This is a genomic window from Reyranella sp. (assembly GCF_965229815.1).
In the GTDB taxonomy this organism is placed as follows: Bacteria; Pseudomonadota; Alphaproteobacteria; order Reyranellales; family Reyranellaceae; genus Reyranella.
In genome coordinates this window covers 1,446,663-1,467,928 of the sequence record NZ_CBDDJN010000002.1, presented here as the reverse complement: position 1 = coordinate 1,467,928, position 21,266 = coordinate 1,446,663, and the positions used below count along the sequence as shown (strand labels likewise).

At 69.2% G+C, this 21,266-nt stretch carries 21 protein-coding genes; 12 read left to right on the top strand and 9 right to left on the bottom strand.

Annotated elements, in window-relative coordinates:
* Positions 1–4 precede the first annotated feature (4 nt).
* Positions 5–739 (bottom strand): enoyl-CoA hydratase/isomerase family protein, encoded by a 735-nt coding sequence (locus tag ACO073_RS07445; protein ID WP_421996525.1) that lies wholly within the window; start codon positions 737–739, stop codon positions 5–7.
* Between the two features lie 99 nt (positions 740–838).
* Here ACO073_RS07445 and ACO073_RS07440 point away from each other — a divergent pair, with 99 nt between their 5' ends.
* From ACO073_RS07440 to ACO073_RS07430, 3 genes are read left to right on the top strand one after another with little or no spacing between them, the layout of a single operon-like run.
* Positions 839–1,096, top strand: coding sequence for an accessory factor UbiK family protein (locus tag ACO073_RS07440; RefSeq protein WP_421996524.1), 258 nt, complete (start codon positions 839–841; stop codon positions 1,094–1,096).
* A complete protein-coding gene (locus ACO073_RS07435; RefSeq protein WP_421996523.1) occupies positions 1,096–3,111 on the top strand; it encodes a hydantoinase/oxoprolinase family protein in 2,016 nt (671 codons plus the stop codon). Before ACO073_RS07440 ends, ACO073_RS07435 begins: the two co-directional genes overlap by 1 nt.
* A complete protein-coding gene (locus ACO073_RS07430) occupies positions 3,108–4,775 on the top strand; it encodes a hydantoinase B/oxoprolinase family protein (protein ID WP_421996522.1) in 1,668 nt (555 codons plus the stop codon). Before ACO073_RS07435 ends, ACO073_RS07430 begins: the two co-directional genes overlap by 4 nt.
* Here ACO073_RS07430 and ACO073_RS07425 read toward each other — a convergent pair.
* From ACO073_RS07425 to ACO073_RS07390, 8 genes are all read right to left on the bottom strand, one after another.
* On the bottom strand, positions 4,732–5,430 hold the full coding sequence (locus tag ACO073_RS07425; protein ID WP_421996521.1) for a glutathione S-transferase family protein: 699 nt from the start codon (positions 5,428–5,430) through the stop codon (positions 4,732–4,734). The two genes, ACO073_RS07430 and ACO073_RS07425, sit on opposite strands and share 44 nt — an antisense overlap.
* A 101-nt stretch (positions 5,431–5,531) precedes the next feature.
* Positions 5,532–6,416, bottom strand: coding sequence for a LysR substrate-binding domain-containing protein (locus ACO073_RS07420; protein ID WP_421996520.1), 885 nt, complete (start codon positions 6,414–6,416; stop codon positions 5,532–5,534).
* A 13-nt stretch (positions 6,417–6,429) separates the two neighbouring features.
* Positions 6,430–7,344, bottom strand: a complete 915-nt coding sequence (locus ACO073_RS07415) for an aminotransferase class IV (protein WP_421996519.1) — start codon at positions 7,342–7,344, stop codon at positions 6,430–6,432.
* Positions 7,345–7,441: 97 nt separating this feature from the next.
* On the bottom strand, positions 7,442–8,182 hold the full coding sequence (locus tag ACO073_RS07410; protein ID WP_421996518.1) for an amino acid ABC transporter ATP-binding protein: 741 nt from the start codon (positions 8,180–8,182) through the stop codon (positions 7,442–7,444).
* Complete coding sequence (locus ACO073_RS07405) at positions 8,179–8,841, bottom strand: amino acid ABC transporter permease (protein ID WP_421996517.1); 663 nt, start codon at positions 8,839–8,841, stop codon at positions 8,179–8,181. Before ACO073_RS07405 ends, ACO073_RS07410 begins: the two co-directional genes overlap by 4 nt.
* Positions 8,841–9,521, bottom strand: a complete 681-nt coding sequence (locus ACO073_RS07400; RefSeq protein WP_421996516.1) for an amino acid ABC transporter permease — start codon at positions 9,519–9,521, stop codon at positions 8,841–8,843. Before ACO073_RS07400 ends, ACO073_RS07405 begins: the two co-directional genes overlap by 1 nt.
* Position 9,522: 1 nt before the next feature.
* On the bottom strand, positions 9,523–10,356 hold the full coding sequence (locus ACO073_RS07395) for a transporter substrate-binding domain-containing protein (RefSeq protein ID WP_421996515.1): 834 nt from the start codon (positions 10,354–10,356) through the stop codon (positions 9,523–9,525).
* Positions 10,353–11,072 carry a GntR family transcriptional regulator gene (locus ACO073_RS07390; protein WP_421996514.1) on the bottom strand — a complete coding sequence of 240 codons (720 nt, stop codon included), beginning with the start codon at positions 11,070–11,072 and terminating at the stop codon, positions 10,353–10,355. The genes ACO073_RS07395 and ACO073_RS07390 overlap by 4 nt, the downstream gene beginning before the upstream one ends.
* Positions 11,073–11,427: 355 nt before the next feature.
* Here ACO073_RS07390 and ACO073_RS07385 point away from each other — a divergent pair, with 355 nt between their 5' ends.
* The 9 genes from ACO073_RS07385 (at position 11,428) to ACO073_RS07345 (ending at position 21,238) form a co-directional block, all read left to right on the top strand.
* The gene (locus tag ACO073_RS07385) at positions 11,428–11,934 is read left to right on the top strand and encodes a YbjN domain-containing protein (RefSeq protein ID WP_421996513.1); all 507 of its coding nucleotides are present in this window, start codon (positions 11,428–11,430) and stop codon (positions 11,932–11,934) included.
* Positions 11,935–12,085: 151 nt separating this feature from the next.
* Positions 12,086–12,892, top strand: coding sequence for a prolipoprotein diacylglyceryl transferase (gene lgt / locus ACO073_RS07380; RefSeq protein ID WP_421996512.1), 807 nt, complete (start codon positions 12,086–12,088; stop codon positions 12,890–12,892).
* A 36-nt stretch (positions 12,893–12,928) separates the two neighbouring features.
* A complete protein-coding gene (locus tag ACO073_RS07375) occupies positions 12,929–14,065 on the top strand; it encodes a class I SAM-dependent methyltransferase (protein WP_421996511.1) in 1,137 nt (378 codons plus the stop codon).
* Positions 14,062–14,829, top strand: a complete 768-nt coding sequence (gene pgeF, locus ACO073_RS07370; protein ID WP_421996510.1) for a peptidoglycan editing factor PgeF — start codon at positions 14,062–14,064, stop codon at positions 14,827–14,829. The genes ACO073_RS07375 and pgeF overlap by 4 nt, the downstream gene beginning before the upstream one ends.
* Positions 14,830–14,883: 54 nt before the next feature.
* The gene (locus ACO073_RS07365; protein ID WP_421996509.1) at positions 14,884–15,867 is read left to right on the top strand and encodes a hypothetical protein; all 984 of its coding nucleotides are present in this window, start codon (positions 14,884–14,886) and stop codon (positions 15,865–15,867) included.
* Positions 15,868–15,994: 127 nt separating this feature from the next.
* The gene (locus ACO073_RS07360) at positions 15,995–17,581 is read left to right on the top strand and encodes an ABC transporter substrate-binding protein (RefSeq protein WP_421996508.1); all 1,587 of its coding nucleotides are present in this window, start codon (positions 15,995–15,997) and stop codon (positions 17,579–17,581) included.
* A gap of 98 nt (positions 17,582–17,679) precedes the next feature.
* On the top strand, positions 17,680–19,266 hold the full coding sequence (locus tag ACO073_RS07355) for an ABC transporter substrate-binding protein (protein WP_421996507.1): 1,587 nt from the start codon (positions 17,680–17,682) through the stop codon (positions 19,264–19,266).
* Between the two features lie 95 nt (positions 19,267–19,361).
* The gene (locus ACO073_RS07350) at positions 19,362–20,303 is read left to right on the top strand and encodes an ABC transporter permease (protein WP_421996506.1); all 942 of its coding nucleotides are present in this window, start codon (positions 19,362–19,364) and stop codon (positions 20,301–20,303) included.
* On the top strand, positions 20,300–21,238 hold the full coding sequence (locus tag ACO073_RS07345) for an ABC transporter permease (RefSeq protein ID WP_421996505.1): 939 nt from the start codon (positions 20,300–20,302) through the stop codon (positions 21,236–21,238). Before ACO073_RS07350 ends, ACO073_RS07345 begins: the two co-directional genes overlap by 4 nt.
* Positions 21,239–21,266: the final 28 nt, after the last annotated feature.

Genomic DNA, 21,266 nt, shown 5'->3' with positions numbered 1-21,266 from the left:
CCGCCTACCGCCCCTTGAAGCGCGCGGCGCGCTTCTCGCGGAAGGCAGTGGCGCCCTCCTTGCGGTCCTCGCTGCCGGCGATGCGCTCGAGCTTGAAGCGTTCCGGCACGAAGATCTCGGCCGGGCCGCGCGGCAGGGTCTGGTTGGCGAAGTCGCGGAGCGTTCGGATGACCAGCGGCGCGGAATCGGCGATCACCTTGGCCATGCGACGGGCCTCCTGCCGTTCCTCGCCGAGCGGCACGACCTTGTTCACGAAGCCGACATCGTAGGCGCGCTTCACGGAGATCTCCTCGCCGAGCAGCAGCAGCTCCATGGCGACCTTGTGCGGCATGCGCGACACGATGCCGGGCATCAGGCCGCCGAACACGCCGACCTTGGCCTCCGGATACATGAACTTGGTCGTGTCGGCGGACACCATCAGGTCGCAGGTCATGACCATGCAGATCGCCCCACCGATTACCCAGCCCTGGGTCGCGGCGATCACCGGCTTGCTGAGCTTGTGGCTGACATGCGGCACCGCCTTCCACATCGCGCCGGGCGGTTCCTTGAGGTCGGCGCCGACGCAGAAGGCCGGCCCTTCAGCCTGGAGGATGGCCACCTGGTCGCCGCCGGCCTCGAAGGCGACATAGGCGTCCATGAGCTCGTCGCACAGTGCCTGATTCAGCGCGTTGCGCTTCTCGGCGCGCGTCATGGTGATGGTGGTGATGCCTTCGCTCGATTCGACGTTGACCAGACCCACGGCGTCCTCCGATTGAATCCCCTGGCGTTCTTGATGGGATGCTACCAGCCGCCCATACTCGACGCATCCCAAGAGAAGGCCGCGTCAGGAGTCACAGCCATGCAGACCCGCAACCCCTTTCTCGACGACCTCACCAAGGTGGCCAACGGCGCCATGGGCGCGCTGAGCGGCGTGAAGGACGAGGTCGAGGCCCGTTTCCGTGACCAGATCGCCAAGATCCTCGACGGCATGGACATCCCCCGCCGCGACGAGTTCGAGGCGGTGAAGGCGATGGCCGCCAAGGCCCGCGAGGAGAACGAGGAGCTCAGGAAGCAGATCGCCGAGCTGCAGACCCGGCTGGGCGGGCCGCAGGCCTGATGCGCGTCGGCGTCGAGGTCGGCGGCACCTTCACCGACCTGGTGGCCGTCGAGGGCGGCAGGGTCGTCGTCACCAAGGTGCCGAGCACGCCGCGCAGCCCCGACGTCGGCGCCTTTGCCGCGCTGACGGCGTCGGGCGTCGATCTCGCCGCCATCGAGGATCTCGGCCACGGCTCGACCGTCGCCACCAATGCCGTGCTGGAGCGCAAGGGCGCGGCCGTGGCCTTCGTGGCGACGGCAGGCTTCCGCGACCTCCTGTTCATGCAGCGCCACGACCGGCGCAACATCTACGACCTGTTCTACGCCAAGCCGGCGCCGCCGGTGCGGCGCAGGGACTGTTTCGAGGTGAGCGAAAGGCTTGCCGCCGACGGCACGGTCGAGACGCCGCTCGACGAGGCGGCGGTCGCGGCCGCCCTGATCCCGGCATTGCGGGCCGGCGGCTACCGCGCCGTCGCGATCTGCCTGCTCAACGCCTATGCCAACCCGGCGCACGAGCAGCGGCTGTCGGCGCTGGTCACCGCGGCGCTGCCCGACGTGCTGGTGACGGCGAGCCACCAGGTGGCGCGCGAGTTCCGCGAGTTCGAGCGCGCCTCCACGACGCTGCTCTCGGCCTATGTCCAGCCGGTGATCGACGGCTACCTGCACCGCTTCGAGGACAAGCTGGCGGGCGCCGGCTTCACGGGCCGCTTCACGGTCATGCAGTCGAACGGAGGACGGCTGCCGGCCGAGGCGATGCGCCAGAGCGCCATCACCGCGCTCTATTCGGGACCGGCGGCCGGCGTGGTCGGCGCGACGCGCCAGGCGGCGCGCTCGGGCTTCCGCGACCTCATCACCTTCGACATGGGCGGCACCTCGACCGACGTCTGCCTGGTGCAGGACGGTAGGCCGTCCCTCGCCTCGGAAAGCGAGATCGACGGCCTGCCGATCCGCACGCCGGTGCTCGACATCGTGTCGGTAGGCGCCGGCGGCGGCTCGCTCGCCTGGGTGGACGATGGCGGCATGCTGCGCGTCGGCCCGCAGAGCGCCGGCGCCGATCCCGGTCCCGCCTGCTACGGCAAGGGCGGCACCGAGCCCGCCACGACCGACGCCCATATCGTGATCGGCACCATCCGGCCCGGCGCCTTCCTGGGCGGCCGCATGGAGCTCGACGGCGCGGCGGCGCGGCGCGCCTTCGAGCCGTTGGCCGGGCGCTTCGGGCTGAGCGTCGAGCAGGCGGCGTCCTCTGCCCTGCAGCTCGCCGACGCCAACATAGTGCGCGCCATCCAGCTCGTCTCGACCGAGCGCGGCCGCGACCCGCGCGACTATGCGCTGGTGCCGTTCGGCGGCGCCGGGCCGCTGCACGCCGCCCGCATCGCCGAGGAGCTCGGCATCGCGACCATCGTCGTGCCGCCCAATGCCGGCGTCATCTCGGCCTACGGTCTGGTCGCCTCGGACTACACCAAGTTCGACGCCGTCACGCGCAAGATGAAGCTCGACGAGGCGGCCGCATCCGAGGCCGGCCGGCTGTTCGGTGAGATGCGGGCGCGGCTGGCGGCGCAGTTCGCCGACATGAAGCTCCCCGGCGCGCTGGTCTACACCCACACGCTCGACATGCGCTTCGTCGGCCAGGCCTTCGAGGTCGGCGTCGAGGTCCCGGCCGACAGGGTCGATGCGCTCGACGCGACCTCCCTCGCCGCGCTGTTCGCCGACGCCCATCATCGCACCTTCATGCACGGCGCCACGCTCGACCGGCCGGTCGAGATCGTGACCCTGCGCGTCGGCGCCACGCTCCCGATCGGCACGCCGCCGCGCCTCGACCGCGAGCGGCTGGCGGCGGGACCGGCCGAGAGCACGCGCGTCTTCCACGGCGAGGACTGGATCGACTGCGCCCGCCACACCGCCGAGGCGCTGTCGGCCGGCCAGGCGGTCGCCGGCCCGGCCGTGATCGAGGGCTATACCGCCACGACCTGGGTGCCGCCCGGCTGGACGGCGACGCTCGACGAGGCCGACAACCTGATCCTGCGGAGACCGACATGACCGCTCTCAGTCCGATCGACTATGCCGTCATCAGCCAGGCGCTGATCGCCGCGGCGCGCGAGATGGGCGTGAAGCTGATCCGCTCGGCCTACTCGACCATCCTGCGCGAGGCGCGCGACGGCTCGGCCGGCCTGATGGATCGCCACGGCAACACGGTGGCGCAGGCCGAGCTCATCCCCATGCAGCTCGGCCCGATCGGCGAGACGCTGCGCGCCTGCCTGAAGCGCCATCCCGTCGAGACGCTGAAGGAAGGCGACTTCCTGATCAACAACGACCCGTTCGAGGGCGGCCAGCACATTCCCGACGTGTTCATCTTCACGCCGATCTTCGTCGCCGGCCGCGTCGTGGGCTTCGGCGCCTCGGTGGCCCATCACCTCGATCTCGGCGGCGGCGCGCCGGGGCTCAACATCCACGCCTCCGACGTCTACCAGGAGGGGCTCCGCTTCCCGCCCAGCAAGTACAGCTTCGCCCACGACTGGAACGGCGGCTCGTTCGAGCGGCTGGTGACGGCCAACGTGCGCGTGCCCGACCTCACGATCGGCGACTTCAACGCCCAGTTCGCCGCCAACGCCATCGGCGCCGAGCGCGTCCGCCAGCTCTGCGAGCGCTACGGCGCCGACAAGGTCGAGGCGGCGATGGCCGAGATGCAGGACTATTCCGAGCGCCGCGTCCGCGCCGCCATCGCCCAGGCGCCCAAGGGCACCTTCCACGGCGAGGATGCGATCGACGACGACGGTCTCAGCGACGATCCGCTGGTCATCAAGGCGCAGGTCACGATCAAGGAGGATTCGGTCGAGATCGACTTCGAGGGCACCTGCCCGCAGGTCAAGCGCAACCTGAACTGCCCCTATTCCAGCACGCTCTCCGCCGCGCTCGCCTGCGTGAAGTCGGTGCTGACCAGCCCCGACATCCTCTACAACGAGGGCATGGCGCGGCCGATCCGCATCAAGGTGCCCTACGGCTCGCTGCTCAACCCGCGGCCGCCGGCGCCGGTGCGGGCGCGCATGATCCCGGCCTACCGCGTGTTCAACGCCGTCATGAAGGCGCTGGCCCAGGCGCTGCCCGACAAGGTGATCGCCACCGGCTTCGACTGCACCACGGCCTTCTGCCTCAGCCATCTCGGCGAGCGGGGCTACAGCGTCTATCTCGAAATCTTCGGCGGCGGCTACGGCGCGTCGAAGGATGCCGACGGCTGCGACGCGGTCGATTCGCCGCTCAGCAACTGCTCCAACGCACCGGTCGAATCGCTCGACATCGACTACGACTTCTTCCGCATCGTCGGCTACGAGCTCGCGCCCGATTCGTTCGGCCTGGGCGCGCGGCGCGGCGGCGCGGGCTTCTCCCGCCGCTGCGAGATCCTGCGCGACGACGTGCAGCTCGCCATCTACTCCGACCGCTTCCGCCTCGCCCCCGAGGGGCTGCAGGGCGGCGAGCCCGGACAGCGCGGCTATTGCCGCATCCACCGCGCCGACGGCACCGTGCAGGAGCTGAAGAGCAAGGCCGCCGTCGACCTCGGCAAGGGCGACGTGGTCGAGATGTTCGTGGGCGGCGGCGGCGGCTTCGGCCGCCTCGGCGAGCGTCCCGACTCCCTGATCGAGCGCGACCTCGCCGATGGGCTCCTCACCCGCGATCCGCGGGCGGCGCGGAAGCTGGCGGCGGAGTAGCCGCCCACTCCTCGACGTAGCAGCGCAGGCGCGGACCGGGCAGCAGGTCGTACGGCGCCTGCCAGCCGGGCAGGCCGGCCAGCCGTGACAGCCAGGCGTGGATGCCGGGATGGGAGACCGCGAGGTCGTAGCCCGCCTCGTGCCCGGGAAACGAGAGATAGGCCATCATCGACAGGTCGGCGACGGTCGGCCGGTCGCCGACCACGAACGGGCGCTCGCCGACGTGCCTTTCCAGGATGGAGAGATAGTCGTCGATGCGCCGGCGCAGGTAGGCGAGGACCGCCGCGTCGGGCGCGGGCGTGAAGGCGCGGTGGTAGCGATAGGTCGCGAGATAGCCCGTGAGCTTGTGATTGTCCCAGAACAGCCAGCGCAGGACCTCGAAGCGCTCGTCGTCGTCGCGGCCGCCGAACCGGCCGTAGCGCCCGGCGAGGCGCAGCAGCAGCGGCGCCGTCTGGGTGAGCCGCTTGCCGTCCTCCTCCAGCACGGGAATCTCGCCCATTTCGTTCACCGTTGCCCGCCAGCGCGCCGTCCGCGTGACGCCGCCGCCGAAATCCGTCCACACCGGCTCGAAGGTCTGGCCGCACAGGGTGAGCATCAGCGCGAGCTTGTAGCTGTTGCCGGATTCCGGGAAGTAGTGGAGGCGATAGGCGGTCACGGGTGGCGTCCTTGCGCGGTCGGATGATGGCCGACGGTAACGAGGGGGTTGCCGCACGGACATTCAGTCCCGCGACGCGCGGCTTCAGGAATCCTGAAGGCTCAGGCGGCGCGCGCCGCCTCGGTCCGCAGCCACGCGCCGAAACGCGCGACGCGCCGGTCGGCCGCGCCGTCGGCGCGCCGCACGAGGTGAAAGCTGCGCGAGAGCGTGACGGCGTCCGGCCGCAGGCGCACGAGCCGGCCGTTTTCCACGTAAGGGCGCACCAGCGGGTCGAGGCCGATGGCAATGCCGAGCCCGGCTGCGGCGGCTTCGTAGACGAGCTGCAGGTTGTCGAAGCTGCGGCAGGCGCCACAGTGGAAGGCCGCGCCGTTCAGCCGGAACCATTCCGGCCAGAAGTCGGGCTGGTGGCTGGAGCCGACCAGCGTGTGGCGGGCCAGGTCCGCCGCGCCGCCCAGGCGGTCGCCGGCGACGAACCCCGGACGCGCCACCGGGTAGGCCTCTATGGGCAGGATCCGCTCGCTCACCGTGCCGGCCCACGGCCCCCGGCCGAGACGGACGGCGCAATCGAGGTCGCGGCGCTCGGCGAGCTCGATAATGTCCGCCGACGTCTCCAGGGACACGTCGAGGCCGCGCAGGCGCGCATGGCCGTCGACCAGCCGCGGCACCAGCCAGTTGGCCGCAAAGGTCGGGATGACGCTGACCGTGAGCGAGCGGCCCCGCCGGGGCATCCGCGCCGCCTCCGTGGCGGCGCGCACAGAGTCCCAGGCAGGGCCGAGCTCGGCGATGTAGCGCTCGCCGGCGGCGGTGAGCGCGAGGCCGCGCGGCGTGCGATCGAACAGGCGGGTGCCGAGGTGCTGCTCGAGGATGCGGAGCCGGCGGCTCACCGCCGGCACGGTGATGCCGAGCCGGCTGGCCGAGCGGCCCAAGCCACGCTCGCGCGCGACCACGACGAAGGCCTCGATCGAGCGCAGGGGAAGCGGGCTCATGCCGCCATTCTAGTCAGAGGGCGCCGACCGACCGCAAGTAGAGATCGCTCGCCTCCTTGGTGACCTTGCCGGCCTTGCCGTCGGCGATGAGGCGGCCGTCGACCTTCGTCACGGGCGTGACGCCGCCCAGCGTGCCGGTCACGAAGGCCTCGTCGGCGGAGTAGACCTGGGCCAGGGTGAAGTCGCATTCGCGCGCGACGTGGCCGGCGGCGCGCCAGGCGTCGACCACGTTGGCCTGGGTGATGCCCTTGAAGCTGTAGAGGCTGGTCGAGGTCCAGATCTCGCGGCCGCGCACGATGAAGAAGTTGGTCGAGTTGCACGAGGCGACGAAGCCGCGGGGATCGAGCATCAGCGCCTCGTCGGCGCCGGCGTTGATGGCCTGGATCAGCGCCTGGATCAGGTTCAGGCGCGAATGCGAGTTCAGGCGCAGGTCGAACTGGTCGGGCCCGGTCGTGCGGAAGGTCGAGGTGAAAAGCGCATAGCCTTTCTCCTTGGCCTCGGGCACCGGCCTCTTGTACTCGGCCACGATGACGATGGTGGCCGGGCCGATCACGAAGCGCGGGTCCTGGTTGGGCGTCTTCTTGACGCCGCGCGTCACCATCAGCCGGATGTGCGCGCCGTCGGTCATGCCGTTGCGGTCGAGCGTGTCCTGCACCGCTTTCACGACGCCCGCGCGGTCGAGCCCGATGTCGAGCTGGATCGAGCGCGCGCCCTCGAACAGCCGGTCGAGATGGGCCTCGAGGCTGATCAGCCGGCCCTTGACCAGGCGCAGCCCTTCCCACACGCCGTCGCCCAGCACGAAGCCGGAATCGAACACCGAGACGCGCGCCTCGTCGCGCGGCACGAACGCGCCGTTGACGTAGACCAGCACCTGCTCGTTGCGCGCATCGGCCATGTAGGCCTGGGCGCTTGCCTGCTCCGTCGTCATGTCGCTCGTTTCCTTTACGTCCGATCTCATCTGTTCTGCACCGTGCGGGCTCTCTCGCCTCGGAAGGCGCTGCCGCCCGCCAGCGCGTCTGAACGCGCTAGAGACTGAATTCCTTGTGGCGGGCAATGAACGCCCGGGTGCGCTCGCGGCGCGGATGCTTCAGTACCTCGTCGGGCGTGCCCTGCTCGTGGATCGTGCCGTCGGCCAGGAAGATCACGCGCGTCGCCACGTGATAGGCGAAGCCGAGCTCATGGGTGACCAGCAGCATGGTCCGCCCCTCCTCGGCCAGCGAGCGGATGACACCCAGCACCTCGCCCACCAGCTCGGGATCGAGCGCCGAGGTCGGCTCGTCGAACAGCAGCAGCTCGGGATCCATGGCGAGCGCGCGGGCGATGGCGACGCGCTGCTTCTGGCCGCCCGACAGGTGGGCGGGATACTGCGCCGCCTTGTCGGCCAGGCCGACGCGGGCCAGCTCGCGCTCGGCGCGGGCCTGCGCCTCTTGCTTGGGGACGCGGCGCACCGTGCGCAGCCCCTCCATGACGTTGCCCAGCGCCGTCATGTGCGGGAAGAGGTTGAACTGCTGGAACACCATGCCGACGCGCTGGCGCACCTGCACGAGCTCGCGCTCGCTGCGGCCGACCGTCCGGCCGTCGAGGGTGACCGTGCCGCCGTCCGGCATCTCCATGAAGTTGAGGCAGCGCAGCAGGGTCGACTTGCCCGAGCCCGAGGCGCCGAGCACGGCGATGCGCTCGCCCCTGGCGACGTCGAGGTCGATGCCGGCCAGCACGGTGTGGCCGCCGAAACGCTTGGTGAGGCCGGCGACGGCGAGGATGGTCATTCGTCCCTCGCCAGCCGCCGCTCGAGCCAGTAGGTGGCCTGGACCAGCGGCCACAGGAACACGAAGAAGATGACCGCGACCGCCGTGTAGGCCTCGATCGGGTTGAAGTTGAGCGAGGCGATCAGCTTGGCCTGCTGCAGCAGCTCGACATAGGCCACGGCCGAGGCCAGCGTGGTCATCTTGAAGATCTCGATGGCGCGGTTGGTCAGCGCGGGCGTCATGCGCTTCAGCGCCTGCGGCAGGATGATGCGCCGCATCGCCTGAGACCAGCTCATGCCGATCGCCCGCGCGCCGTCCCACTGGCCGCGATCGATCGACTGGATGCCGCCGCGATAGATCTCGGCCGCGAAGGCCGCCGAGTTGAGCGAGATGCCGAGCGCCGCGGCCGCCAGCGGGCTGATCGCGAACGGCGCCAGGATCGGAAGCGCGAAGTAGAACCACAGGATCTGGACCAGCACCGGCGTGTTGCGGAAGAACTCGACGAAGGCCGTGGCCGGCCAGGAGAAGAGCCGCCGGTGCGAGTAGCGGCCGAGCCCGACCACCATCCCGAGGCCGAGGCCGGCCACGAGGCAGATCGCGAAGAGGTGCAGCGTGCCCAGCGCACCGGCCAGCAGCGCGTCGCTGTTGGCGAGGACCGAGGCGAAGTCCCACTGCGCCATCAGTGCACCGTGGCCTCGCCGCTGACCGCCAGCCGGCGCTCGAAGCGCCGCGCCACCAGGCTGAGCGCGGTGATGACGACGAAATAGATCAGGGCCGCGACCGTGAAGGCCTCGAGTGGCCGGAAGGTCTTCTGGGCGATCTCGTTGGCGGCGTAGAGCAGGTCGGCATAGGCGATGGTGGCGACCAGGGTCGTGGTCTTCATCAGCTCGATGGCGCGCTCGAGGAAGGCCGGGATCATGCGCTTGACCGCCTGCGGCAGCACCACGCGGCGCAGCGCCTGGCCATGCGTCATGCCGATCGCCCGCGCGCCGTCCCACTGGCCGCGCTCGACCGACACGATGCCGGCGCGGAAGACCTCGGCGAAGAAGGCCGCCGACTGGATGGAGAAGGTCGCGATCGCGGCCAGAAACGGCGTCATCGCGATGCCGGCGATCAGCGGCAGGGCGAAGAAGAACCAGAAGAGCTGGACCAGGGGCGGCGTGGTGCGGAAGACCTCGATGACGAAGCCGGCCGGCCACGACGCCAGGCGCCGGCGCGAGAGCCGCAACAGCGCCAGAACCAGGCCAAGCGCCAGGCCGCAGACGAGCGACGTGGCGGTGACCTTCAGCGTGTTGACCAGCCCCTGCGCCAGCAGGTCAGCGTTGGCGACGACGGGAGTGAAATCCCATTGATAGGCCACGCTACTTGATCATCTCCTTCATGACCGGCGGCGCCTGCTTGGGATCGAGGCCGAAGTCGGCGAGCGCCGCCTCGTACCATTTCTGCGTCTGGCCGCTCTTGTAGTACTCGGCGAACTGCTGATCGACCCAGGACACGAAGGCGGGATCGCCCTGGCGCACCGCCGCGCTCGAGGCCTGCGACTTGGCCGGGGTCGGCACCACGATCTTGCCCTTGCCGAGCTTCTGCCGCGCCGCCAGCAGCGGCGGATGGAAGAGGCAGACGGCGTCGACTCGGCCGGACTGGAAGGCGGCGATCGACGCGGCATTGTCCGGGAAGCGCTGCAGGTCCGCCTTGGGCGCGAACTCGCCCACGAAACGGTCCATCGACGAGCCCTGCGGCACCGCGATCTTGACGCTGGGCTTGTCGAGCTCGGCCCAGGTCTTCGCTGGCAGGTCGTCGCGCGCCAGCACCGCGAGCGAGTAGTAGAGCAGCGGCGAGGCCGGGAAATCGACCGCCTTCTTGCGCTCCGCCGTGGCGTCGAGCATGAACATGATGTCGATCTTGTCGGCCTGCAGGGCGGCGATCGCGTTGCCCCAGCTCACCTCGACCGTCTCCATCTTCACGCCGAGCTTGTCGGCCATGGCCTTGCCCATCGAGATGCCGAGACCCGACGTCCACTGGCCGGTCTTGGGATCCTTGGAGAACCAGGGCGGCGCCTGGGTGACGCCGACGCGGAACGTGCCGCGCTTCTTGGCCTCCTCGAGCGTACCGGCGCGCGCGATGGCCGGCAGCAGCACCGGCAGGGCGAGGCCGGCTCCGAGCCCGATGAGGGCGTGGCGACGCTTGATCGTCATGTCATGTCTCCCTTGTTCGATGTCCCCGAGACGAACTTCTCCGTGACCGCCGCGCCGCGGCGCATGTGGTCGGCGATCTCGAGCCGCAGCGCGGCGAGATCGTCGCCCAGCGCGGCGGCGATGTAGCTGTCGTGGCTGTCGCGGCGCGGCCCGCGGCGGCCGTGGGCGCGATGGTGGGCCGCCCAGTAGAGCTGCAGGCGGCCGCGCAGCCCGTGCCAGACGCGCTGCAGCAGCGCGTGGCCGCTCGCCTCGTAGACCAGCCCGTGCAGTTCGAGCTCGGTCGAGATGCTGGTGCGGTCGTCGCCGGCATCGATGCTGGCGAGCAGCGCGCGGTTGCGCCGGTGCAGCTCGTCCCGGAACGCGGCGTCGCGACGGTCCCAAACCAGCTCGAAGGCGAAGACCTCGAGCGTGGTGCGCAGCGAATAGATCTCCTGGACGTCGGCAACCGACAGCGAGGCGACGTGCGTGCCGGTGTAGGGCACGGTCACCAGCAGCCCTTCCTCGACGAGCTGGCGCAGTGCCTCGCGCAGCGGCCCGCGGCTCACGTCGAACCGCGCCGACAGCGCCGTCTCGGTGATCGGCGCGCCCGGCGCGATGTCGCCGGCCAGGATCGCCGAGCGCAGGCGTTCGGCGATGTGCGCGCGCAGGGTCGCCTTGGGCAGCCGGTCGATTCCCGGCGCCGCCGCGAAGGAGTCAGGAGACGAAATTACAGCCATCAAGCGTCAATCGTCGATTGTCGACAATCATGAGCGCGTCGCGCGGGACCTGCAACAACAGGATTCAGGACACGTTCGGGCGTTCGCTTGTCGGAACCCGCGGGGCGCCAAGGCCGGGACCCTGACGCGATTCGTACGGCGGAATTTCACGACTCGAATCTTAGCTCTGGGGATTAAATTCATGGAATCACTGAGTCTTTCCCCGAAATCGGCCCGATTTTTTATTGCCGGCAGGCCGATCCTTTGGCAATCTACGGGTAGTGGGTTGTTGGGTACCCACCACGATATGTCGGCCGACCGCCGGTAGAAACGGTACTTACAAGCCGCCAGGCGGAAATGGTTGGGGAGTGGGTCGATGTCCTTATCGCGACACGAGCGGAGCAAGCACAAAGACATCAACCCGCTCGAGATGATCGAGAACGTCGTCGCCGCGAACGACTGGCCTTTCGACCGGACATCGGAGCGCGAGATCGCCGTCGAGGTTGCCGGCCGGTGGTGCGACTACCGCATGTTCTTCAGCTGGCGCGAGGACGTCGAGGCGCTGCACTTCACCTGCGCCTACGACGTGCGCATCCCGACCGAGCGCCACAACGACATCCATGTGCTCCTGGCGCTGATCAACGAGAAGATGTGGCTCGGCCATTTCGATCTCTGGACCGACGAAGGCCTGCCGATGTTCCGCCACGCCATCCCGCTGCGCGGCACCACAGGCCTCACGCCCGAGCAGCTGAGCGACCTCGTCGAGGTCGCGATCAGCGAGAGCGAGCGCTTCTACCCGGCCTTCCAGTACGTCGTCTGGGCCGGCAAGTCGCCCCTCGATGCCCTGACGGCCTCGATCCTCGAGACCGTCGGCGAAGCCTGACCCCCAACGGACCCTCCGACGCCCCCTCTCGCAAGAAGAAGAACTCCTCGTTCGGATCGTCCCAGCGGCGCCGGCCCCCAAGGCCGGCGCCGCGACCATTTGAGCGCCTGCCATTCTGCCGCCGCGTCGGGCCGGCTATAAGCTTCGGGCAATGAACCCCCTCGTCATTCCCTTTCCCGCCATCGATCCGGTGCTGGTCGAGATCGGTCCGTTCGCGATCCGCTGGTACGCCCTCGCCTACATCGCCGGGCTGGTCATCGGCTGGCAGGTCATGCGCCGGGTGTGCGAGCAGCCGCCCAAGGTGCTGACGCCGGTGAAGATCGACGACTTCCTGATGTGGGCGGCGCTGGGCGTCATCCTGGGCGGCCGGCTGGGCTACGTGCTGTTCTACAAGCCGGGCTTCTACCTCACGCATCCGCTCTCGATCCTCACGGTGTGGGAAGGCGGCATGTCCTTCCACGGCGGCCTGCTCGGCGTCATCGTCGCCGTGCTGGCCTTCGCGTGGCGCAACAACACCAACCCGCTGATGCTGTCGGACCTGACGTCGATCGTGGCGCCGACCGGCCTGTTCCTCGGCCGCCTCGCCAACTTCATCAACGGCGAGCTGTGGGGCCGCGTCAGCGACGTGCCGTGGGCGATGGTCTTCCCGCGCGGCGGTCCGCTGCCGCGCCATCCCAGCCAGCTCTACCAGGCCTTCCTCGAGGGGATTGCGCTCACCATCGTCGTCGTCGCGGTGTGGCGGCTGACCGACGGACGGCGACGGCCGGGCCTGCTGACCGGTGTCTTCGGCTTCGGCTACGGCGTAGCGCGCATCGTCGGCGAGTTCTTCCGCGAGCCCGACGCGCATCTCGGCTACCTGTGGGGGCCGCTCACCATGGGCATGATCCTGTCGGTGCCGTTGCTGGTCGGCGGCGGCTGGCTGATCGTGCGGGCCTACCGGCGCCCCGCGCTGCCGTGACGGTCCGCGGATGGACCGCGGAAGGGCGGGCCGCGCATGACGAAAGCCCCTGACGAGAGCCCTGTGGCCGGCGAGCTCGGCCGGCTGATCGCCCGGCGCATCGCGCTCACCGGGCCGATCTCGCTGGCCGACTTCACGGCGGAGGCGCTGGCGCATCCCCGCCTCGGCTACTACCGAAGGGCGCTGCCGGTCGGTGCCGCCGGCGACTTCACGACGGCCCCCGAAGTCTCCCAGATGTTCGGCGAGATGGTGGGCGCCTGGGTCGCGGATCGCTGGCTCGCCATGGGCCGTCCCGCCCCGGTACGGCTGGTCGAGCTCGGGCCCGGGCGAGGCACGCTGATGGCCGACGCGCTGCGCGCCACGCGCGGCGTGCCGGGCTTCCATGCGGCCGTGGATCTCCACCTCGTCGAGATCAACGATCGCCTCCGGCTCGCGCAGGCCGATGCCCTCGCATCCTTCAGCCCCGCCCTCGCGCCGGCCTGGCACGGCCGTTTCGAGGACGTGCCCGCGGGCCCGCTGCTGCTGATCGCCAACGAGTTCTTCGACGCCCTGCCGGTGCGGCAGTTCGAGCGCACGCCCGCCGGCTGGGCCGAACGCATGGTCGGGCTGGCCGACGACGGCGAGACGCTGCGCCTGGCGCTCGCTCCCGGGGTTTCGCCCTTTTCCGCCCTTCTCCCGGCCGACGCGCCGGTGGGAGCGCAGGCCGAACTGTCCGAGCCCTGCCGCGCGCTCGCCGCGGCGATCGGCGCGCGCCTGCGGCGCGACGGCGGCTGGGCGCTGATCGTCGACTACGGCCACGACGGAGCGCTCGGCAGCTCGCTGCAGGCGGTGCGCCGCCATCGTGCCGCCGACCTCCTCGATCGTCCGGGCGAGACCGACCTCAGCGCCCATGTCGACTTCGCCGCCCTCGCGGAGGCCGCCGGGACGCGCAGCTTCGGGCCGGTCGGCCAGGGCGCCTTCCTTCTGGCGCTGGGCATCGCCGAGCGCGCACGCACTCTGAAGGCGCGCGCGACGCCGCAGCAGCGCGATGCGCTGGATGCGGCGCTGGCTCGCTTGATCGACTCCGATCAAATGGGCACGCTCTTCCGAGTTCTGGCCGTGGGCGACGACGGGAGCGCCGCCCCGCCCGGCTTCCCGGACACTCCCTTGGACCCTCGCACGGACGTCGCATGATCCACGCCAAGACGCTGGCCGACCTCGACGGCGTGCAGCACCGCTTCTTCACCCGCGCCGGCGGGGTCAGCACCGGGCTCTACAGCTCGCTGAACTGCGGCTACGGCTCCGACGACCCGCCCGACAATGTGCGCGAGAACCGCCGCCGCGCCGCAGCCGCCTTCGACCTCGATGAGCCCGATCTCCTGACCGTGCACCAGATCCATTCGACCGACGTCCTCACGGTCGCCGACCGGCGCTGGACCTCGCCCGGCGCGCCCAAGGCCGATGCGCTGGTCACCGACCGGCCGGGCGTGGCGCTGGGCGTGCTGGCAGCCGACTGCGCGCCGGTGCTGTTCGCCGACCCTGCCGGCGGCGTGGTCGGCGCCGCCCATGCCGGCTGGAAGGGTGCCCTGGGCGGGGTGGTCGACACCACGCTCGCGGCAATGGAGCGTCTGGGCGCCCGGCGCGAGCGCATCCACGCCGCCATCGGCCCCTGCATCGGCCGCGACTCCTACGAGGTCGGGCCGGAGTTCCCGGCGCCGTTCCTGGCGCAGGAGGCGGGCAACGCGGCCTTCTTCCGGCCTGCCGCCCGTGCCGGCCACTTCCTCTTCGACCTCGCGGGCTACCTGCTTCACCGCCTGTCCCTGGCCGGCGTCGCCGCCGAGGCCACCGGTCACGACACGCTGACGGCGCGCGACGACTTCTTCAGCTACCGACGGAACACGCTTCAAGGCGTGCGCGACTACGGCCGGGGTCTGTCGGTGGTCGCATTGCGAGCCTGAGATGCCCTATCTCATCATCCTCGTCGTGTGCTGCCTGGTGGGCGCGGTGGCGACATGCTCCATGATGTAGGTCGCTGGCTCCTCCTCGCGGCCGCGCTGGCGCTCGCCGCCTGCGGCCCGCCGCCCCGACCGTTCCAGCCCGACCAGACCGATGCGCCGATCCGCCGGCCGCCGGCAGAGAAGGCCGAGCTCGCCATCGCCGCACCGCGCAACATGCCGCCCCAGCTCGGGCAGCGCGTGGCGGCAGCGCTGGCCATGGAGCTGCAGTCCTACGGGATCGTCGCCGCCGTCCAGCCGGCCGAGGCGCCCATCCAGGTGAACGGCGTGATGAGCACGCGCGACGCCGAGCAGGGAATCGAGATCCAGATCGACTGGAGCGTCGCGGGCGCGGCCAGGTCCCAGGAACCGCTGACCAGCCGCACGCGCGCCCGTCCCGAGGACTATGGCGAAGCCAACGACCGCCTGGTCTCCCGCATCGCCCAGCAGGCCGCCCCCCGGGTCGCGACTCTGATCGGCAAGCCGCCGACGTTCCAGGCCCGATCGATCGGCCAGGTCGCCGCCGGCCTGTCGGTGGCGCCGGAGGAACCGCGCGAGTACACGCAGCTATCGTCGTCGAGCGTGCCGAACGCGACGCAGACGGCTGCCGCGGCGGCCCAGCCCAAGGAGCAGCAGGTCAAGGTCCAGGTCGCTCCGGTGACCGGCGCGCCGTCGGACGGCAACAAGCAACTCTTCTCCGGCATGCGCCGGGCGCTGGGGTCGAGCAAGATCGTCATCGTCGACGCGCCCGGCAACGACGTGTTCACGGTGGTCGGCGCCGTCAGCCTGACGCCGATCGACGACCGCATGGGGCAGCTCGTCGTGAAGTGGTACGTCAAGGACCCGTCGGGGAAGACCGTCGGCGACATCGAGCAGGCGAATCCCGTCCCGCTCGCCGCGGCAAAAGGGTCGTGGGCCGGGTTTGGCGACATCGTCGCCACGGCCGCCTCGGAGGGCGTCCTGCAACTCCTCGAAAAGGCGATGAACAGGCCACGCCCCTAGCCCGCCTGCGACCCGAATCGCCTTGTCAGAGGGGGGTGGCCGACTGCTACTGTCCGCTACCGCGGCTCGATTCTTGCTTCGGATGCCGCGCACTGGGGAGCGCAAGCAAATAGGGAGTCTTTATAAAATGTTCTCATTGAGGAAGTCGGTCGCGACCATGGCCGCGGCCGCAAGTGTCGCCGGCCTCCTGGGTGCGACGACCGCAAGCGCCGAGACGCTCAGCGTCGTGATGCATTCGGATCTCAAGATCCTCGACCCGATCTGGACCACCGCCTACATCGTGCGCAACCACGGCTACATGGTGTGGGACACGCTGTTCGCGATGGACGACAAGCTCGAGGTCAAGCCTCAGATGCTCGAGAAGTACGAGGTGTCGCCGGACAAGCTGACCTACACGTTCACGCTGCGCGACGGGCTCGAGTGGCATGACGGCAAGCCGGTCACCTCGGCCGACTGCATCGCCTCGATCAAGCGCTGGGGCGCCAAGGACTCGATGGGCCAGTCGCTGATGGCCCGCGTCGCAGAGCTCAAGAAGGTCGACGACAAGACCTTCACGATGGTGCTGAAGGAGCCCTACGGCCTGGTGCTCCAGTCGCTCGGCAAGCCGTCGTCGAACGTGCCGTTCATGATGCCCGAGCGCGTCGCGCAGACCGACCCCAACACCCAGATCAAGCCCGAGGACGTGATCGGATCCGGTCCGTTCGTCTTCAAGGCCGACGAGTGGAAGCCGGGCGAGAAGACGGTCTACGTGAAGAACGCGAAGTACAAGCCGCGCAGCGAGCCGGCATCGAGCTTCGCCGGCGGCAAGGTGGCCAAGGTCGACCGCGTCGAGTGGCGCGTGCTCGGCGACCACCAGACGGCTGTCAACGCGCTGCTGAACGGCGAGGTCGACATGCTCGAATCGCCGCCGCACGACCTGCTGCCGGTGCTGGCCAAGGACAAGAACGTCAAGCTGTTCAGCGGCAACCCGCTGGGCAACCAGTACACGTTCCGCTTCAACACCCTGCACAAGCCGTTCGACAATCCCAAGGTCCGGCAGGCCGTGCTCTACGCCTTCAACCAGAAGGACTTTCTCGACGCCGTGATCGGCGATGCGAAGTGGTACAAGGAGTGCAAGGCCATGTTCGTCTGCGGCACGCCGCTGGCGACGGACAAGGGCTGGGAGGACAAGCTCAACTCCAACTTCGAGAAGTCGAAGGCGCTGCTCAAGGAGGCGGGCTATGACGGGACGCCGGTCGTGCTGATGCAGTCGACCGATCTCGCCGTCCTCACGAACCTCGCCCCGGTCGCCAAGAACCTGATGGAGCGGGGCGGCTTCAAGGTCGACATGCAGTCGATGGACTGGCAGACGCTGGTCAGCCGCCGCGCCAAGAAGGATCCGCCGGACAAGGGCGGCTGGAACGCCTTCCTCACCTCCTGGGTCGCCGCCGACATCCTGAACCCGGTCATGGCGGGCTTCTTCAACGCCGGCTGCGACAAGGCGATGTTCGGCTGGCCCTGCGATGAGCAGATCCAGAAGCTGCGCGACGACTTCGCCAAGGAGACGGATCCGGCGAAGCAGAAGGCGATCGCCGAGGCGGTGCAGGTGCGCGTCACCGAGTACCCGACCCATGTCCATCTCGGCCAGTGGTACTCGCCGATGGCACTGCGCTCCAACGTGGACGGCGTCCTGCAGGCCCCGGCGCCCGTGTTCTGGAACGTCACGAAGAAGTAGCTGAGAAGGGCACGCGGGGCCGCCCGGCTCCGCGTGCCCCTCGACCCAGGCGACCGGAAGAGTCGCCTCCACCCATGAAGGAGATTCGGAGGCTCAAGATGAAGACGAAATTCGGAAGGCGCGAGTTCGCCGCCCTGACCGCCGGCACGGCCGCGGTCGCGATGACCCGGCCGGCGATGGCCGCGCCCAGCGTCCTGCGCTACGTCAAGAGCGGCAACCTGACGATCCTCGATCCGATCTGGACGACCGCCTACGTCACCCGCGACCACGGCTACATGATCTACGACACGCTGTTCGCGATGGACGAGCAGAACGCCTTCAAGCCGCAGATGGTCGACAAGTACACCATCTCGCCCGACAAGACGCTGTGGACCTTCACGCTGCGCGACGGCCTGGAATGGCACGACGGCAAGCCGGTCACGTCCGAGGATTGCGTCGCCTCGCTGCAGCGCTGGGGCAAGCGCGACACGATGGCCCAGAAGCTCATGGACTTCGTCAAGGAGCTCAAGACCGTCGACGCCAAGACCTTCACCATGCAGCTCAAGGAGCCGTACGGCCTGGTGCTCGAGACGCTGGGCAAGCCGAGCTCCAACGTGCCCTTCATGATGCCCAAGGCGGCGGCGGAGACCGATCCGTTCAAGCAGATCAGCAGCCACATCGGGTCGGGGCCGTTCATCTACGTCGACGCCGAGTCCAAGCCCGGCGAGAAGCACGTGTACGCCAAGAACACCAAGTACAAGCCGCGCGCCGAGCCGCCCTCGGGCCTGGCCGGCGGCAAGGTCGTCAAGGTCGACCGCGTCGAGGTCATCGAGATGCCCGACACGCAGCAGCAGGTGAACGCGATCAGCGCCGGCGAGATCGACGTCGTCGAGCAGCTGCCGCACGACCTGATCCCCGTCCTCAAGAAGGACAAGGACGTGAAGCTGGTCGACTGGAACCCGCTCGGCCACCAGTTCGTCATCCGCTTCAACTGGGTGAACAAGCCGTTCGACAATCCCAAGATGCGATTGGCCGCCCTCTACTGCATGCAGCAGGAGGAGTATCTCAAGGCCACGGTCGGCGAGAAGGAATACTACAAGGTGTGCAGCGCGGCCTTCGTCTGCGGCACGCCCAACGCGTTCGATGCGCCCGACGGCATGCTGGTCAAGGCGAACTTCGAGAAGTCCAAGGCGCTCCTCAAGGAGGCCGGCTACGACGGCACGCCGATCGTGCTGATGCAGTCGACCACCCTGCCGGTGCTGACCAACATGGCGCCGGTGACCAAGTCGCTGCTCGAGCGCGGCGGCTTCAAGGTCGACATGCAGTCGATGGACTGGCAGACGCTGGTCACCCGCCGCACCAAGAAGGAGCCGGCCGACAAGGGCGGCTGGAACATCTTCCACACCTACTCCGTGGCGGCCGACGTTCTGAACCCGATCTCCGATTCCTACATGGCGGCCAACGGCTCCAAGGCCTGGTTCGGCTGGCCGGACGACCCGGAGATGGAGAAGCTGCGCGACCAGTACGCGCGCGAGACCGACCCCGCCAAGGGCAAGGCCCTCGCGGGCGCCATCCAGACGCGCGCCCTGACCACCGCCCAGTACGGCTGGCTCGGCCAGTGGTACGGGCCCGGCGCCACCCGCTCCAACGTCTCCGGCTGGCTCAAGGCGCCAGTACCGGTGATGTGGAACGTCGAGAAGAAGTGACGCCGGGGCCGCAAGGTCCTGGCATCGTCCCGGGCGGAGCGACGGGTCTCATCCGATGAGGCCCTCCGCTTCGCCGGGGTGACAACAGAGGGAAAATGTTCGACTTCATCGCCCGCCGTCTCATCGCCATCATACCCGTGCTTGCCGTGGTGGCGGTCTTCGTGTTCCTCATGCTCAGGCTGACCCCGGGCGATCCGGCCGCGGTCATCGCGGGCGACAATGCCACCTCCGACCAGATCGCCGACATCCGCGAGAAGCTCGGCCTCAACGAGCCGATCTGGACCCAGTTCGGCATCTGGATCGGCAACGTCCTGCAGGGCAATTTCGGCGAAAGCTTCTTCTTCAAGAAGACCGTCGCCGAGCTGATCGCCCAACGCGTCGAGCCGACGCTGGCGCTGGCGACCTGCACGCTGGTCATCGCCGTCCTGCTGGCCGTCCCGCTGGGCGTGCTGGCCGCCTGGAAGCACGGCTCCCTGCTCGACCGCGTCGTCATGGGCTTCTCCGTGCTCGGCTTCTCGGTCCCGGTGTTCGTGATCGGCTATTGCCTGATCTATGTCTTCGCCATCGAACTGGGCTGGCTGCCCGTCCAGGGCTACACGCGCATCGGCGTCAACTTCTGGAGCTTCCTCGAGCGCATGGTGCTGCCGTCGGTGACCCTGGCGGTGATCTACATCGCGCTGATCGCCCGCATCACCCGCGCCAGCGTCCTCGAGGTCCTGAACGAGGACTACATTCGCACCGCGCGCGCCAAGGGGCTTTCCAACCGCGTCGTCCTGATGCGGCACGCGCTGCGCAACGCCGCCGTGCCGATCCTGACCGTGATCGGCATCGGCGTCGCCCTGCTGATCGGCGGCGCCGTGGTGACCGAGAGCGTCTATGGCCTGCCCGGCCTCGGCCGCCTCACCGTCGAGGCGGTGCTCAGCCGCGACTTCCCCACCATCCAGGCCGTCATCCTGCTCTTCTCGGTGGTCTACGTCGTGATCAACCTGCTGATCGACATCAGCTACACCCTTTTCGATCCGAGGATCCGCTATTGAGCGCGATTGCTGAAGAAGAAGTCGTCGACTCCGCCGCCGTCGCGGCAGCCGCGACCAAGCGCAAGAGCCTCTGGCTCCTTGCCGTCCGCAACCCGGCCGTTCTCTTCGGTGGCATCATCCTGCTGGTGATGCTGGCCATCGCGATCCTGGCGCCGTTCCTCGGTACCGTGGACCCGACCCGCATCGATCCGGCGGCGCGCAACAAGAAGCCGGGCACCGAGATCACGATGCGGCTGGACAACGGCACGACGGTCAAGCGGGTGGCCATCATGGGCACCGACAGCCTCGGCCGCGACGTTTACAGCCGCGTCATCTACGGCACCCGCGTCTCGCTGGTCATCGGCGTCGCCGTGGCGATCGCCTCGGTGGCGATCGGCCTGGTGATCGGCCTGATCGCCGGCTACATCCGCTGGCTGGACGGGCCGATCATGCGCGTCATGGACGGGCTGATGGCGATTCCGGGCATCCTGCTCGCGATCGCCCTGGTCTCGATCTGGCGCGCCGGCCTCATCACCGTGATCTTCGCCATCGTCGTTCCGGACGTGCCGCGCGTCGTTCGCCTGGTGCGCTCGGTCGTGCTGACGGTCCGCGAGGAGCCCTATGTCGAGGGCGCCATCTCGGTCGGCACGCCGACCTGGATCCTGATGTTCCGGCACATCCTGCCCAACACCGTCGCCCCGCTGATCGTGCAGGGAACCTTCATCGCCGCCGCCGCCATCCTGGCCGAGGCGATCCTCTCCTTCCTCGGCATCGGCATCCCGCCGGAGATCCCGAGCTGGGGCAACATCATGGCCGAGGGCCGCACGCTGTTCCGCGTGTTCCCGCACAACATCCTCTATCCGGGCATCTTCCTGGCGCTGACGGTGCTGGCCATCAACATCATGGGCGACGGCCTGCGCGACACGCTCGATCCGAAGATGAGCAAGAAGGTATGACCCGCAGGGTCATTCCTTCCTGCTCACC